Below are 14,676 nucleotides of genomic sequence, written 5' to 3' on the forward strand. Positions count from 1 at the left end.
GTGTATTATAAACTGGTTTTAAAATACCCTCCTCCTGAACACCTGCATGGTCGACTTTACTCGACGACAGGTGCTTTCGAAATCGGTGGCTGCTGCGCTTGGGGCTAGCGTCATCGGCGTGGCAAGTGGTGACGAGGTCGAAGAATCCGATACAGCCGGCGCACCGAGCGTCAACGGAGAACTCAAGCGGTTCTCTACGACGGCGTTCGGGGCCGAGGTTACAGGGCCGTTCGTCTTCCAGGACGGGTCACTGCTCTACAGCCTCCAGCATCCCGAGGCGGCGAACCCGGACCCGTTCGGTACCGCCGGAATCGGGTATTTCAGTGGGTTCCAGTTCGAACTCAACGGCGACAACGACGACTTCGACGAGCTGTCGACGCCACAGACCGAGGCGGAACAGCGCCGGGTCCGGTCGGGCAACGGCGACTACACGATCTTCGCCCACGGCCGGGACGAGATCAACGACGGCGAGGAGCGGCTGGGCGTCACACAGACGCCGGACGGCACCGACATCACGCTGGATAATTTCGAAGGGACACAGTACGGGGCCGCAGCGACGAACCCCGACTGCAACCAGTTCGTCCCGACGAACGAGGACGGGACCGAAGGCTACCTGTTCACCAACTGGGAGAACAGCCCTGGCAACGTCAGCCGAATCCCACTGAGCCAGACGCAAGGCGGCGAGTGGGAAGCCGACCTCGAAAACGCGACCAATCTGGCGAACACGGAGCCGCTCCGTGAACTCGGCGGCACACGGATCAACTGCTACGGCGACCTCAGTCCGTGGGGGACGATGATCTCCTCCGAGGAGAACTACGCCCACCCGCGCGTCTCGCTGACCAACCAGGTCGGCGACATCGTCGACGCCGGTACCGGAAAGGGCCGTATCGGCGGCGGTCAGTTCTGGAACCGGCCGAACCCGACCGGCATCCAGAGCGCCGTCGATGACTACTACGGCGACGAGTCCTGGGGCATCCAAGGCTACTGGGCGCTCGACGGCGTAGAGTTCCTCGCGTACTATCTCGGTGCCGAGCAGTCGGATCAGACGGACTACCTCAACACCACCGAGCCGATCACCGACGTGTACCCGAACCCGTACCGCTACGGCTACCACATTGACTTCCGCGAGCCGACGGCCGACCCGCCACAGCCGATCAAATACTACGTGATGGGGCGGGCTTCGTGGGAAGCGCCGAACATCCAGGCCGACGAACGGACCGTCTACGGCTGTTCCGACGGCGACAGCAAGGGCATCTACAAGTTCGTCGCCGACGAGCCGATTCCCAGCTACGAGGACCCGATGGACGTGGCGGGCACGCTGTATGCGCCGAAGATCACGAACGCACAGGCCAACGCCTCCATGGTCGGGACGCGGAAATCCCCGGCGCAGTACCCGCTCGGCATCGAGTGGATCCCGCTGGGTCACGCGAGCAACGCGGAGATCGAAGAGTGGATCGCCGAGTACGACGACGTCACGCAGGCCGACTACCTCGAAACCCACGCGGAAACGGATTGGGAAGAGGACCTCGAAGCGGCCCTCGAAGAGGCCGACCGGGCCGTCGTCGAGAACGGGAACCAGAACTACATCACGAACGAGGAAATCGTCGAGTGGGCCGACCAGTACTACTCCGAAGGCCCCGACAGCGTTGACGAGGAACTCCGCCGCGTTCCGTTCCTCGAAACCCGTGCGGCGGCCAAGGAAATCGGCGCGTCCATCGAGTTCAACAAGGCCGAGGGCGTCGACAGCAAGGACGGCGCTGGCCCGGGCGACCCGGTGTATTTCGGCATCTCCGAGTTCAACGATGACCTCGCGAACGACACCGGCGACATCCAGATGGACCGCGTCGATGGCGGTATCGTCTACCGCGGTGAGCTCGAAGATGACTACAACATCTCGACGCTCGAACCGGTCATCGTCGGTCCGGACTTCACCGACGAACCGGAAGACGCCGACGACGCGCTCCGGAACGTCGACAACGTCTACGTGATGGACGACGGCCGCGTGCTCTGTTGCGAGGACGGCTTCGGTGGTCCTGCCCGATCCTACCCCAACGACGGCCTCTACGTCTACGAACCACCGGAATCCGAAGAGGACGAGGAGGAGACCGAGGACGGAGACGAGGGGACTGAGACGCCCGGTAACAGCACCGAAGCACCTGACAACACCGAAACCCCGGGGAACAGCACCGGCACCCCCGACAATAGTACTGAAACCCCCGGTAACGGCACTGACGCTCCCGGAAACAATACTGACGCGCCCGGTAACCGTACTGATAGCCCCGGTAACAGCACTGGTGCTCCTGGCAACAGTACCAGCGAGAACGGAAACAGCACTGAGGCCTCCGGCAACGGCAACAGCACCAGCACCTAACGAGACGGGGCCGCCGACTCAGCACCACCCGAACACACACGACATCCACATTTTTGTATCCCAGCAAACAGATGGCTCAGACCGACAACTCGAACACAGTGACTGATTTAGAGACGTATCGCGAGTATATCCTCGGTGTGCGAATCACCGAACGGACCACTGCCGATGGCGGGGTCCGGTATCGCTTCGAAGCCCCCGATCACCAGGGGGTCGAGTTCGATGATCCCGACATGGCGACGCTGTACGCCGACGTGTACTTCGATGTAAACGGCTTCCAAGAGGCCGGGACCGGCGAACGTGGCGTTCCGCCGACGGTCATCCAGGCCGGCCGCGACACGCTCGTCGCCTACTTCCTCACGCAGGACGGCGTCGACGTCCACTGGGCCGCGTCGTTCTACGGCGAGAAACCGGAGAAGATCGAACGGTACGCGTCACGCGTCCGCAAGCGGTCGAAAAAGATCCGCGAAGGGGCGAAAGAACAGGGCCACGCCTGAGACACGCACTGTTCCCCCCCCTTTCAGGGGCGGCCTGTGGGAACGCTGTGGGTGCCACTGCGGGCCCGTCCTTCAGTTCCTAAACTGAGGGGTATCGGTCAGTAGTTTCCTCGTCGGCTTTCAGTACCTGCGACACCGACCGGATATCCGTCATCCGATCTTTGTCGCTCACTCGTTCGCTTCGGTCTGCGGAAGTGCAATTACCGGAATCTCTGCGTTTGTCACAAGCTTCAGCGAGAGATCACCGGAGAGAAACTGCATGAGACGGCCGCCACCACGAGACCGATACGCGATAGCGCTCGCCCCGACTTCGTCTGCGGCATCGAAGATAGCCTCGACGACGTTCCGAGCGTACGCAGTGTGGTCGTCGGCGTCGGGGAACACCGTCCTGACGGCCGCGTAGGACTCGGCAGCCAACTCCTCTGATTGTTCGACCGGCGTCTTATCCGGAACGCCGCCACCCTTTTCGACGACATGCAGCGCTGTCACGTGCTCCGGCTGGTATGGTTCAAGTGCCGTCGCCGTCGCAAGGGCGTCCGCCTCGTTGGCGACCGGCAGAAGAGCGTGTCCAAGGATGTTCTTATCTGTCTCGTGAGGGGTACTGCCCATACATCGCATGAACACGTAGATTAGTAAGAAGGTACCTACCCGACGCAGAGTTGAATCTGTAACTATATTCTTCCTGACCGGCGTCCCGATTTTAAATACACGCCGTATACTCCGCCACCGTCCGTCAGTCGCACTCTGCGTCACTCCCGCAGAAACAGCACGGTCGGAACGTGGGGATTTTTCAAATCAGAGGTGTGACGGTCCTCCAATGGTCGGTGATCAGTGATGTCGGTTCGCGTCGACTGGCGACAGAGTGTCGCTTTTACCGGCACTGTAATCAAGTATCTCGCGGTGACGATGTTGGTCCCGCTGGGAATCGGTCTGCTCTACGGCGAGGACATTGTCGCTTTCCTGATATCTATCGCGATTACGGTCACCATCGGAGTGGCACTAGAACGACTCAGTAGCACTCACGAACTCGGGCCACGGGAAGCGCTGCTGTTCGTCGGCCTCTCGTGGGGAGCCGTCGCCGTCATCGGTGCGATCCCCTACGTTATCGCCGGCTACGGGACTGAATCGGCACTCCGCCAGCCCGTGAACGCGTTGTTCGAGTCGATGTCCGGCTTCACGACGACCGGGGCGACTGTCACCGAGGAGATATCATTTGCCCGCCACTCTCACGCACTGCTGATGTGGCGACAGCTCACCCAGTGGCTCGGCGGGATGGGTATTATCGTCCTGATGGTCGCTATTCTTCCGGAAGCGGCGGTCAACGGTGCGCAGCTGATCGAATCGGAAGCGCCCGGCCCCGAACTCCAGAAGCTGACGCCGAAGATAGCCGAGACCGCGCGACTGCTCTGGCTGTTCTATCTGGGCTTTACTGTTCTGTACGTCCTCATTCTGCTCGGCCTCCATTACACCGGCTACGCACCGAACATGAACGCTTACAACGCCGTCGCGCACGGGTTCACGACGCTGCCGACCGGCGGGTTCTCCCCGCAGGCCGCCAGCATCGCCGCGTTCTCGCCGGCCGTGCAGTGGGTCGTCATTCCGTTCATGCTCATCGCCGGAATGAACTTCGCGCTGTTTTACCTCCTGTTACAGGACGACTACGCCGCCTTCCTCCAGGACCGCGAACTCCAGGCGTACCTCGGTGCGAACGCCGGCGTGGCCGTCGTCCTCTGGGGGCTGCTATTCACCGGGTCCGCTCCGCCGCTAGAACTCGGCGGTGTCACCCAGGGGGCGCTGGAGAACTCGCTCCGGCAGGCGACGTTCCAGGTCGCCTCGCTGCTGAACTCGACCGGATATGCGACGAGTAACTTCGCCAACTGGGGCGACACCGCAAAGGGAGTCCTGTTGTTCGCGATGTTCATCGGTGGCTCCGCAGGGTCGACCGGTGGCGGTGTCAAGATCGTCCGGTGGCTCGTCGTCCTGAAGGGTATCCGACGCCAACTGTTCACGACAGCCCACCCCAGCGCCGTCAAACCGGTTCGGCTCGGCGGGCAGGTTATCGAAGAAGATGTCATCAACGCGATATACGGATTCACGCTGCTGTACCTGCTCACATTCGGAATTGCGGCAGTACTTCTCCTCCTCGATGCGGGCCGCGTCGGGCTCGAACTGACGGTCTTCGAGGCGGTCAGTGCGAGCCTGGCGACGATCGGGAACATCGGCCCCGGGTTCGGGTTCCTGGGGCCGTTCGGGAGCTACCTGGACTTCCCGGACACCAGCAAACTGCTGATGATCTTCCTGATGTGGATCGGTCGACTGGAGATCATCCCGGTGTTCGTGATATTCACCGGTGCGTTCTGGAACGAGTGAGTGCGGGAGACTCGTTCCGTCGCTAGTTCTAGCTGCCAGTTCAGTTATGTACCTACCCGACGGAGATGTCGACATGACCAGTCCTGCAAACGAACCGACACCGCCGGAGGGGGTTCCAGACCAACTGGCGACTGACCTGCCACAGTTGACGCCTGACGAACTCCGCAATACGATCATCTACGCGCAGGAACTGCTGCAGTTCCACGACGAGACGGCGTCGCCGATAGAGCCGGGGCCCAACGAAGACATCATCCGGGCAACCGAACGCGACGGCTACACTGAGGTGGTAAAGCGGACTACCTGTATCGAGGGCTGTGACGACTGTCCGCACGGCCCGTATCTCTACCACGTCAAAGAGGAGTCTCGACCCGAGGGCGGAACGAAGGTACGCTGGATGTTCCTCGGCGAAGTGTATCCTGACGAAGAGTGAGGGCGGGAGGTGTCCGTCGGTTACGGGTCCAGGCCGTACAGTCCGGCGCGGATGAACACGAGGATCGGGATGATCTCCAGCCGGCCGACCCACATGTTCAGCACGAACATCCCCTCTGCGAGCGGGGACATCGACGGGCCGGTGATGCCCGATGAAAGGCCGACGTTCCCCTGCGCGCTGGCGACCTCGAACAGGGCATCGGCGTAGCCGAACTCCGGTCCCGCGACGTTGGTGAGGACGAGGCTGCTGGTCACGAGAATGATGAGCCACAGCAGCGTGACAATGGCCGCTTCGCTGAACTCCCGTTCCATCGAACCGCGGTCGAGCGTCCGGTCGCCGATGCGGGCCGTAACCACCGCGTTCTTCGGGAGGAACACCCGCGAGAACTGCCAGATGATGCCGCGAGCGATGGTGTAGCCGCGGATGAGTTTGATGCCACCGACCGTGGACCCGGCAGCGCCGCCGAGCACCATCGCACCGACGACGAGCACCTTGCCGCCGGCGAGCCAGCGACCGATCGGCGCCGACTGAAACCCGGTACAGCTGAGGGCGCTGACCCACTGGAACGTCGAGTCCCGGATCGCATCGAGCTGTGCGGCGTCGAGCATCGGCACCGAAAACGGCAGGAACGACTGGGCGGCAAACGCCCCGGTCGTCGCGGGCACGGACCACGCGTTCTGTGCTGAGAGGCCGACGACGCCGAGCGCAAGCAGGATGAACAGCCAGCGGGTCTGCAGGTCCGACATCAGTTCGCGAACCTGCCTGTCGTGCAGGACGACGTAGTGGACCGGGAACGCGATTGCTCCGAGAATCATTATCGGCAACAGGACCGTCTCGACGAGCGGTGAGTTGTACGTCGCAATCGAATTGTCCGTGACCGAGAACCCGCCGGTCGTGAGGCCGGTCATGGCGTGGTTGAGCGCCTGCCAGGCGACCTCCCACAGCGGCAGCGACTCGGCGTACTCGCTGTCGCTGGCGAGGATGGCACCGAACAGGAGCGCAAACGAGAGCACCGTGTAGCCGACGACGAGTTTCCAGACCGTTCGGACGGTCGAGACGACGCTCGGATGGATCTTCTCCTCACGGGCCTCGCTCTGGTAGAGTGCATAACTGCCGCTGCCGGGCCGCGATAGGATGGAGACGGTCAGGACGATGACGCCGACGCCGCCGACGTACTGGATGAACGACCGCCACCACTGGACTGCGCGAGGGAGCGAGGGCTCGTGAATCGCCATCGTCAGGCCGCTCCCAGTCCACCCGCTCATGCTCTCGAAGAAGGCGTGGAGCGGGTTCCGGAAGTACGCCAGACTGGACAGTGTCGTCGTCCCGCCGACCCTGATCGGCTCCCACGTACTCGTGTCCGTCCCGACTGGAACGAACGTATCCATGACGGCGGGGGGCGTGAACCAGGCGGTCAACAGGAACGGCAGCGAGCCGAACGTTGCGACCAGCAGCCACCCGCCGGCGGCGATGACCATGCCGTGTTTCATCTGTGGAGCCGGCGCGTCGGTGAACCCACGGTTCGCGAGGCCGCCGACGGCGGCGGTTATCCCGGCCGCGGTAAAGAAGCCGAGAGCCGCGTGGAACTCCTGAAAGCCAAGCGCAATGACGGCCGTGATCGTCATCAGCCCGGCCTCCATCAGCAGGAGCGAGCCGATATCACGGGCGATGGTCCGCAGGTCCATCGGGAACAGCCCGTCGTTCCGTCGCGACATATCAGCTGTGGTCCTCAGAGTGACCGAATATGTCGGTTACCTCCGGCGTCGCACCGCTTCCCGAGTAGACCGTGAGGAGGTCGTTCGGCTCGATACGCGTATCCCCGCGGGGTGTTATGGGGTCGCCATCGCCGTTGCGTTCGATGGCCACGATAAGCGTCTGGCCGCCGATGAGGCCTTCCGTATTGGCCTCCTGCAACGTCTTGCCCGCAATCGGCGCACCGGGCATGACGGTTATCTCGAACACTTCAGCCTGTTCGCCGATTCGCATGAAGTCGACGATAGACGGCCGTTTGACGGCCCGATAGAGGTATTCGGCGATGAGCCGCTGAGGGTTCTGCATCGTGTTGACGCCGATCTGGCGGAACACGTTCATGTGCTCGGGGTTGTGGACGACTGAGACGATGTCCGGGACTTCCAGTTCCTGTGCCAGCAGGCAGACCATGATGTTCGTCGCGTCCTGGTCAGTCGTCGATATGAGCGCGTCGGCACGGTCCGCACCGGCGTCCTCTAGCGTGTCTTTCGACGTCGCATCGTCATTGATAACGAGACAGTCGTACTGTCTCGACGCACGTTCCGCTCGCTCCTCGTCCCTTTCGATGGCAACGACCTCGTTGCCGCCTGCCGTCGCAATCTCGAGCAGCGGCGATCCGATATCACCGGCGCCGACGATGACAATATACATTTTTGCCGGTGTACTGAACCGATGGTTGAAAGACTACCGTTCTCGGTCACAAGCGGGACACCGTGGCAGTTCGACCCGTCGTGCCCGTTCCGCTCCCAAACCACTATACTGCCACCGGTTGAGTCTCTCGGTATGACACACCTCACCGAGCAGTTCGACCATCCGGCCTGGCTGACGGCCGCCGGGACGCTCGCCGGGTACGGCCTCATCCTCCTGTTCATGTTCCTACTTCTGTTCATCGTTCCGTACCTCCTGTTCCCGGCCTGAGCCGGGTACTGCCGCCGGACGCCCCTGTATCGAATTGAAACACGGTCGCTGCGGCTGCCGCGGCCGATGCGACCCACAGGGGTATCGCAGTTAGTAAATAGGTCCGCGAGGGAGTACACGTCGATGGAAGGGAAGGCAGCAGCGCCCGCAGCAGGGACGGTCCTCAACGCGCTCGCGACCGGCCGGGGTGCGGCGTTTGCTATCGACGAGTACACGACAGCGACCGTCACGCTCTCGACTGAAACCGACGGCGTCACCGGCGAAGTCGCCGGCGCTCCGGACGCCGACACGCGGCTCATCGAACGGTGTGTCGAGTACGTCATCGACGCCCACGGCGGCCCGCAGAACGTCGGTGTCCCGGCGGTCTCCGGCGGCACCGTCTGTACCGAGAGCGAAGTCCCAATGGCGTCGGGTCTCAAAAGCTCCAGCGCGGCCGCGAACGCGACCGTCATGGCGACGCTCGACGCGCTCGACGCGACCGAGCGAATGAGCCGCGAGGACATGGCCCGCCTCGGCGTGATGGCGGCCCGCGACGTGGGCGTCACCGTCACCGGGGCCTTCGACGACGCGTCGGCGTCGATGCTCGGCGGCGTCACCGTCACCGACAACGAGGACGACGCGCTCCTAGGCCGTGACGAAATCGACTGGGACGTGCTCGTCTGGACGCCGCCGGAACAGTCTTTTAGTGCTGACGCGGATGTCGAGCGATGCCGCCAGATTGCGCCGATGGCCCGCCTCGTCGAGGACCTCGCGCTTGACGGCGACTATCAGCGAGCTATGACGGTCAACGGCCTCGCGTTCTCGGCCGCACTGGATTTCGAGACGGACCCGGTACTCGACGCACTCCAGCACGTCGAGGGCGTCTCGCTGTCCGGGACGGGGCCGTCGTTTACCGCCGTTGGCGAGCGGGCCGCACTCGAAGCCGTACAGGACGCCTGGGACGAGCGACCCGGAGAGACCTGGCTGACGACGACACAAACCGAGGGAACACACACAGTATGAGCACGAATCCGAACCCAGAGGACATGTCGCTGGACGAACTGCGCGACGAGATCCGGACGATCGACCGCGAAATCGTCGAGAAGATCGCACAGCGAACCTACGTGGCCGACACCATCGCACAGGTCAAAGACGAGAAGGGACTCCCGACGACCGACGAACAGCAGGAGCAGGCCGTCATGGATCGGGCCGGCGACAACGCCGAGCAGTTCGACGTTGACGCGAATCTCGTGAAAGCGATCTTCCGGCTCCTGATCGAACTGAACAAGGTCGAACAAAGAGAAAGCAGATAGTCGGACTCCAGGGAGTTTCAGACGCTCTATCTACAGTTCCTCATCAAACGTGGCCGAAGTAGAAAGCATCGGAAGTGGAGAGTACAGTCGTTCGCTAAAGACAGATGAGTGACGTAGCGCTGAGAGTTCTTCTATCCTTCTCCCTTGTCAGAAACAGCGTGCCAAGTACGGGCGATAAGTTCGGCAGAGCGTACTCGGTAGACAAGAGGTCTAACGGCGGCGGTATATTCCAGAATAGGCTTGCCGGATAGGGGAATATGCCGTGCTAAGAACTCCCTTCAACCGGAATGAGGTGATATACGAATTATCACCTTTCGTTGTGGCCCTCGGGATCAAACGGATGGCGCTCTATATAAAAGAACTCGAGCAGAAAGAGAGAGCCGAAGATACCGACGATCCAGAGCAGTATTTCGATGTCAGTTCTATAGAGATGATAGAGGACAATCGGTATCGCGGCCACGGTACCGACGAGGCCGAGTGCGGGAAAGAGGCGGTTCGATCCCGTTTCGTCAGCAAGTTGGAGGTTAACGAAGTTAGCCACGGCATCAGCGATCAGGAAGGCAACCGAGCCGAATTCGGTGATCTGCTTGAGCGTCCCGAGTGCGGTGAAAGCCGCAGTCAGCCCGCCCATCAGCAACAGCGCATAGACGGGAATTCCCTTGCGGTTCCGGAAGGAGAACAACCGGGGAATAGCGCCTTCTGTTGCGATCTCGTGGACGAGCCGGGAGGTGCCAAAAAGCGTTGCATTGATCCCTGAAGATGTGCTTTTCATCGCCGAGAGAATCACGAGCGTGAACCCGACAGCGCCCAAAAGTGGAATGTTCGAGACAGCGGCTGCGAGTGCCGTCTCCTCGTGGGCGATGAGTTGTTCGGGGGATAGCTGGAGCGTGGCCATGAACGACACCGAGACATAAATCAGGATGGCAATTGCGATTGAAATGTACATCCCGATCGGTAGTGTTTGCTCGACGTTTTCGATGTCGTCGTAGTCGTAGACCAGCAGCTGAAAGCCTTCGTACGAGACAAAAATAATCGCAAAGCCCGTGATGGGGCTGAGATGTCCTCTATTGAAAAAGTCAATCGAGGTGGGATCTCCCCCGTAGAAGACTATCCCGAGGGTGGCAAGCGAAAACAGGATGATGATTTTAATGTAGACGGCGATGTCCTCGAACAGACCGGTCTCGTGAACGCCGGAGAGATTCAGCCCGACGAAGGCCCCGACCATGAGAACCGATATGATCGGACGAAGGAACTGTGGTAGCTCGATCCCGACGATAGCCCGTGCAGCAGTGAGCGTGTACGCACCGAAGGCGAACGCGTACATCGCCATCACGCCGATGTACCCGACAACGAGAACCCAGCCAACGAGGCCTGCGATATGCACGTTGTCCGTTGCGTGTTCGACGAACGTGAACGCTCCACCGTGTTCCTCATAGTGCAACGTGAGTCTGAGATACGAGTACGCAGTGAGGAGCGTGATGACGCCCGCAATGAGATACGAAAGCGGGACGGCATTGCCCGCTTGTCTCATCGCAACACCCAGCACGGCGTAGATCCCGCCTGAGACCATGCCCCCGACGCCCATCGCGATCACCTCTACGAGACCGAGCTTTTCTGAACGATTTCGCCGTAGTAGGGAGCGAAGCGAGGTCATACGAGATCGTGGTCAGTCGTTTGGCCTAGTCTTCGGAGTTCCTGAACAGGTTGTATAAACTGGCGAGAAGATATGCGCCGACAAACCCATCTGCGAACGCCCAGACACCACCGACTACCAATCCTCGCGTAGTCGAGTCGTAGCCCAGATACACATCGGAGAGGAGATCGCGCCACTCATCACCCCATCCCTGACGTGCAGTCAGTCCGAGCACAACAACGGCTCCGGCCCAGAGCGACCCCATTGCTTTTCCAAGTGCTTTTCCATCAACACGACGGGTACTCAGGTCGCTCATAATTACGGGTTCGTCGGCCCCTACTTAATCAGTTAATCTCCTTCCCATTGTTTGGTAACAGTACTGTTTGACTACAGGTAGTGAGCTACTTTTCAGTAACTGAAGCGACCGTTTCATAACTCGGAGTAACTCAGCAAGAACGACGCGGATCAGGAGACTGGTTCTCAATACAGTCGCCGAATGACTCTAGAAGGGTCCTATTGACTTATATGCCGGACTTGGAATCTACTGTGACCCCTTCTCACGAGCGGGTAGAGACGAATCGGGATCGGCTCTACTCACATGCGGCCTCTGGGAGTTCGCGATGTCGGGTCGTCGATCCCGATCACAGTGGTACAAGCGGGGTAATCGGACACCGGAGATGGACACACGTCCGTGTTACGTGAGCTATAGAACTGAACAGATCGAACAGCGCGAGTATCGGTAGCGGGGCTAGTACTCCCAGAGACGGTTGATCCGTGAGTCGATATCGGGATGTGCCGCTCGAAGCTCGTCGACACCGGTTTCTCCGTCAACGTTGATGACGTGGACTTCACCCCGTCGGCCGCCGTACACGTCCTGAAAATCGTAGACGACGCCGAACACGTCGACAGCATCGGGAACGTCGTCACTGCTGCGGAGGAACTCGACTTGCCTGTCGACGTTGTACTCGACGAGTCGGTTGATGGCCGCTGCCCGCTCGATATCATCGGGGAGGTGCTCCAGTGCAGGCTCGAGATGGGGCTTGAGAACACCGAGACAGTGATCGATACCCGCCGGTTCGTCGAGACCGTCCGTCAGGTCATCGTAGGTCGCTGTCACCGCCCCGCAGCCGGTGTGGCCGACGACCACAGCAGTTTCGGTCATCGTGTGTTCGATAGGATACAACACGTCACCGGACACCGCCTCGCCGGACGCGGTCCGCTGGATGACTCGGTTTCCGATGTTGCTACACGTGAAGAGGTGCCCCGGTTCGCTGTTGCCCCACATGTGGTCCTGGAGGACCCGCGAATCGGAGCAACAGACTGTGACAGCATCGGGCGTTTGCGAGTTCTGGACGCTGTCGAACCGGTCCCGGAACTCCGCCGCGTGATCGGCGTTTCCGGCAAGTAAATCGTGCAAGACCTGGCTCATGCGTGGGCAGATAGCCGCCATGAAGTAAACTCATTGGACTTGGGCAGTGTTGACTTGCCAACTCGATACCGACTGCACTCGATTTGGTCCGTAGAAAGCTTCGGATGGGCGAAAGGTACGCTACGAGAACGGATTTTGAACAGCTTTACACGCGGTACGTCGATGAAACCAACGAGCAAATAGCTCTGAACGAGTAACAGTATGGGGTCGGAGGGATTTGAACCCCCGATCGGCTGATATCTCCGTCCTGCGCCTCGGAACTCCAGAGGGTCATCGTCGCGAACCGGTGATCAGCCGGCCGCTCAGTATATCAGCCCTCGAAGTGTCGTCCCAGGCGCGTGGCCTCTGGAGTCAGCCGCCTTCCCGGACTAGGCCACGACCCCGCACTCCGGCGTAAGCCGACTCGCATTAAAGGGATTTCGATTGGCAGACGGCGATCAGTCGCGGTCGGTGTCCGACCAGTCGCACTCCTGGCACTTATACCCAGTAACAAACTCCAGCGCAGAGGGCATGTACCCCACGGAGATGACGTTTTCCCCGCATTCGGGGCAGTCGTCGTCTGCGTCTTCGATGGGCTCTGCGTCCATGACACTCTCGCCTTCGATGAGTTCGGCCAGGCTCTCGGGGGTCTGCATCCGGCCCTGCACAACGCGATTGTCGCTCATACCGGACAGCCGGGCCTGATGGGCCTAAAAGTTCTCCCTCGTCACAGCCACGGGGCGCGTTCTTGATCGGGCTCGTACTCGACCGCGGCCCCGTCATCGGTCTGTTCGTCGGCGGCGACGCCCTGGGACGCGCCGCCGTCGGCGAAGGCGGCGGTGAGATCCACGGCGTCGGGTCGGTATTCCGTGTGGCGCGTGCGGGCGTTCTCCGGGTCGAACGACAACAGCGCCGTGACGGCGAGCACGGCCAGCGCCACCGGCGCGTCAGTTGGCATCACACCGAGGACAGAGAGGGCGAGGACGCCGAGCGCGACGGCGCTGCCGAAGCGGAAGCGGTCGATGTCGACGGCGTTGCGGAGCCACGGACTCGCCAGCGCGACGGCGAGAGCGAAGCCGATGCCGACGCCGGTGGTGGCGGCCGCGCGGAGCAGGACGCCGGGCTCGATAGCGGTGACCAGCTCTGCGCCGGCGGGATCGAGGCTCGCCAGCAGGCCGAGCACGACGATGACGGCTGGACGCGGCAGATACTCGCCGATCCGGGCGCTTGCGGTCTGTGCGGCGATGGCGAGGATGACGAGGCCGGCGAACCGCTCGAGGGTCGCCAGTTCGACGATACCCGCGATGGTCGGCGCGAGCGCCGCTTCGATGAGGGCGACCGGTAACAGGACGGCCCCGATAATGAGCACCGAGCGCGCCTGCTGACGGGGACCGCCTTCGAGTTCGGCCAGCACGACAGCGACGGTAGCCGACCCGCCGAAGACGAGCAGGCCCACTTCGAGGACGCCGGTCCAGGTCGACAGCGCCCCCGCGAGGACGAGCACCGGGAAGATACCGTCGACTAACGGGAGGCCCATGACGGTCGCCAAGAGCCGGCCGCCGCGGCCGACCTGCTGCTCGATGTCGAGCGCAATCGGGTGTCTGGAGATACTCATGTCGTGTTACGGTCGAGCGTGACCCAACTCCCGTCGGGGGATTCTCGCTCGGTCCTGACGAGCATGACAGAACTGCCAGAACTGTTTACCGAACCGCATGAACGTTGTGTTGCCCGACGCTATAGGCGTCGTCTGACGGGCAGTACCGTTCCGTGCGGGTTCGGTGAGTCGCATGTTTTTAATTATCCTTCATTCCCACATAACCGTTGCGTGAGAACTGGGCACACGCGCCACCGTTTCTCCGGAATCGAGCGCCGTTTGTGGACGAATGTCTCACCCTCGAGGGAAATACCTGACAAGTGAGGTCCCAGGGGAAGATTTCTGGAGGGGCAACCAGCGACGAGTGTGGCATCGAACCCCATGTAGCGTCGAGTCTCGCAACGTTTTTGCCGGGTC

At 61.5% G+C, this 14,676-nt stretch carries 15 protein-coding genes and 1 tRNA gene; 7 read left to right on the forward strand and 9 right to left on the reverse strand.

All coding sequences use genetic code 11. From position 1 onward, the window contains the following. The first annotated feature begins 46 nt into the window (after positions 1–46). Together ACOZ4H_RS10955 and ACOZ4H_RS10960 are read left to right on the forward strand one after the other, a co-directional pair. Positions 47–2,371 (forward strand): alkaline phosphatase PhoX, encoded by a 2,325-nt coding sequence (locus tag ACOZ4H_RS10955; protein ID WP_424329313.1) that lies wholly within the window; start codon positions 47–49, stop codon positions 2,369–2,371. 71 nt (positions 2,372–2,442) lie between these two features. Further along, on the forward strand, positions 2,443–2,865 hold the full coding sequence (locus tag ACOZ4H_RS10960) for a hypothetical protein (RefSeq protein ID WP_424329314.1): 423 nt from the start codon (positions 2,443–2,445) through the stop codon (positions 2,863–2,865). A gap of 168 nt (positions 2,866–3,033) precedes the next feature. On the opposite strand, the gene ACOZ4H_RS10965 is transcribed toward ACOZ4H_RS10960, so the two are convergent. Further along, on the reverse strand, positions 3,034–3,483 hold the full coding sequence (locus ACOZ4H_RS10965) for a universal stress protein (protein ID WP_424329315.1): 450 nt from the start codon (positions 3,481–3,483) through the stop codon (positions 3,034–3,036). A gap of 216 nt (positions 3,484–3,699) precedes the next feature. Here ACOZ4H_RS10965 and ACOZ4H_RS10970 point away from each other — a divergent pair, with 216 nt between their 5' ends. Together ACOZ4H_RS10970 and ACOZ4H_RS10975 are read left to right on the forward strand one after the other, a co-directional pair. Next, on the forward strand, positions 3,700–5,235 hold the full coding sequence (locus tag ACOZ4H_RS10970) for a TrkH family potassium uptake protein (RefSeq protein ID WP_424329316.1): 1,536 nt from the start codon (positions 3,700–3,702) through the stop codon (positions 5,233–5,235). A gap of 73 nt (positions 5,236–5,308) precedes the next feature. Further along, on the forward strand, positions 5,309–5,665 hold the full coding sequence (locus tag ACOZ4H_RS10975) for a hypothetical protein (protein WP_424329317.1): 357 nt from the start codon (positions 5,309–5,311) through the stop codon (positions 5,663–5,665). Positions 5,666–5,685: 20 nt separating this feature from the next. On the opposite strand, the gene ACOZ4H_RS10980 is transcribed toward ACOZ4H_RS10975, so the two are convergent. Both ACOZ4H_RS10980 and ACOZ4H_RS10985 read right to left on the reverse strand, forming a co-directional pair. Further along, positions 5,686–7,380: a potassium transporter TrkG gene (locus tag ACOZ4H_RS10980; protein WP_424329318.1), complete on the reverse strand. Its 1,695-nt coding sequence runs from the start codon at positions 7,378–7,380 to the stop codon at positions 5,686–5,688. Between the two features lies 1 nt (position 7,381). Further along, the gene (locus ACOZ4H_RS10985; RefSeq protein ID WP_424329319.1) at positions 7,382–8,065 is read right to left on the reverse strand and encodes a potassium channel family protein; all 684 of its coding nucleotides are present in this window, start codon (positions 8,063–8,065) and stop codon (positions 7,382–7,384) included. Positions 8,066–8,197: 132 nt separating this feature from the next. On the opposite strand from ACOZ4H_RS10985, the gene ACOZ4H_RS10990 reads away from it, so the two are divergent. The 3 genes from ACOZ4H_RS10990 (at position 8,198) to ACOZ4H_RS11000 (ending at position 9,624) form a co-directional block, all read left to right on the forward strand. Next, positions 8,198–8,332: a hypothetical protein gene (locus tag ACOZ4H_RS10990; RefSeq protein WP_424329320.1), complete on the forward strand. Its 135-nt coding sequence runs from the start codon at positions 8,198–8,200 to the stop codon at positions 8,330–8,332. Positions 8,333–8,455: 123 nt separating this feature from the next. Then, positions 8,456–9,334: a shikimate kinase gene (locus ACOZ4H_RS10995; protein ID WP_424329321.1), complete on the forward strand. Its 879-nt coding sequence runs from the start codon at positions 8,456–8,458 to the stop codon at positions 9,332–9,334. Continuing rightward, a complete protein-coding gene (locus ACOZ4H_RS11000) occupies positions 9,331–9,624 on the forward strand; it encodes a chorismate mutase (protein ID WP_137682055.1) in 294 nt (97 codons plus the stop codon). Before ACOZ4H_RS10995 ends, ACOZ4H_RS11000 begins: the two co-directional genes overlap by 4 nt. A gap of 307 nt (positions 9,625–9,931) precedes the next feature. Here the strand turns inward: ACOZ4H_RS11000 and ACOZ4H_RS11005 are convergent, their stop codons facing one another. The 6 genes from ACOZ4H_RS11005 to ACOZ4H_RS11030 form a co-directional block, all read right to left on the reverse strand. Next, on the reverse strand, positions 9,932–11,278 hold the full coding sequence (locus ACOZ4H_RS11005) for an APC family permease (protein WP_424329322.1): 1,347 nt from the start codon (positions 11,276–11,278) through the stop codon (positions 9,932–9,934). A gap of 25 nt (positions 11,279–11,303) precedes the next feature. Then, positions 11,304–11,573 (reverse strand): bacteriophage holin, encoded by a 270-nt coding sequence (locus ACOZ4H_RS11010; protein ID WP_424329323.1) that lies wholly within the window; start codon positions 11,571–11,573, stop codon positions 11,304–11,306. A gap of 432 nt (positions 11,574–12,005) precedes the next feature. Next, positions 12,006–12,686: a carbonic anhydrase gene (locus ACOZ4H_RS11015; protein ID WP_424329324.1), complete on the reverse strand. Its 681-nt coding sequence runs from the start codon at positions 12,684–12,686 to the stop codon at positions 12,006–12,008. Positions 12,687–12,888: 202 nt separating this feature from the next. Further along, positions 12,889–13,069 (reverse strand) — tRNA-Trp (locus ACOZ4H_RS11020). Positions 13,070–13,123: 54 nt separating this feature from the next. Further along, a complete protein-coding gene (locus ACOZ4H_RS11025; protein ID WP_424329325.1) occupies positions 13,124–13,351 on the reverse strand; it encodes a DUF5795 family protein in 228 nt (75 codons plus the stop codon). 41 nt (positions 13,352–13,392) lie between these two features. Continuing rightward, entirely contained in the window at positions 13,393–14,280 is an 888-nt protein-coding gene (locus tag ACOZ4H_RS11030; protein ID WP_424329326.1) for a DUF5794 domain-containing protein, read from the reverse strand. Positions 14,281–14,676: the final 396 nt, after the last annotated feature.

The organism is Haloarcula amylolytica (assembly GCF_049705545.1).
In the GTDB taxonomy this organism is placed as follows: Archaea; Halobacteriota; Halobacteria; order Halobacteriales; family Haloarculaceae; genus Haloarcula; species Haloarcula amylolytica_B.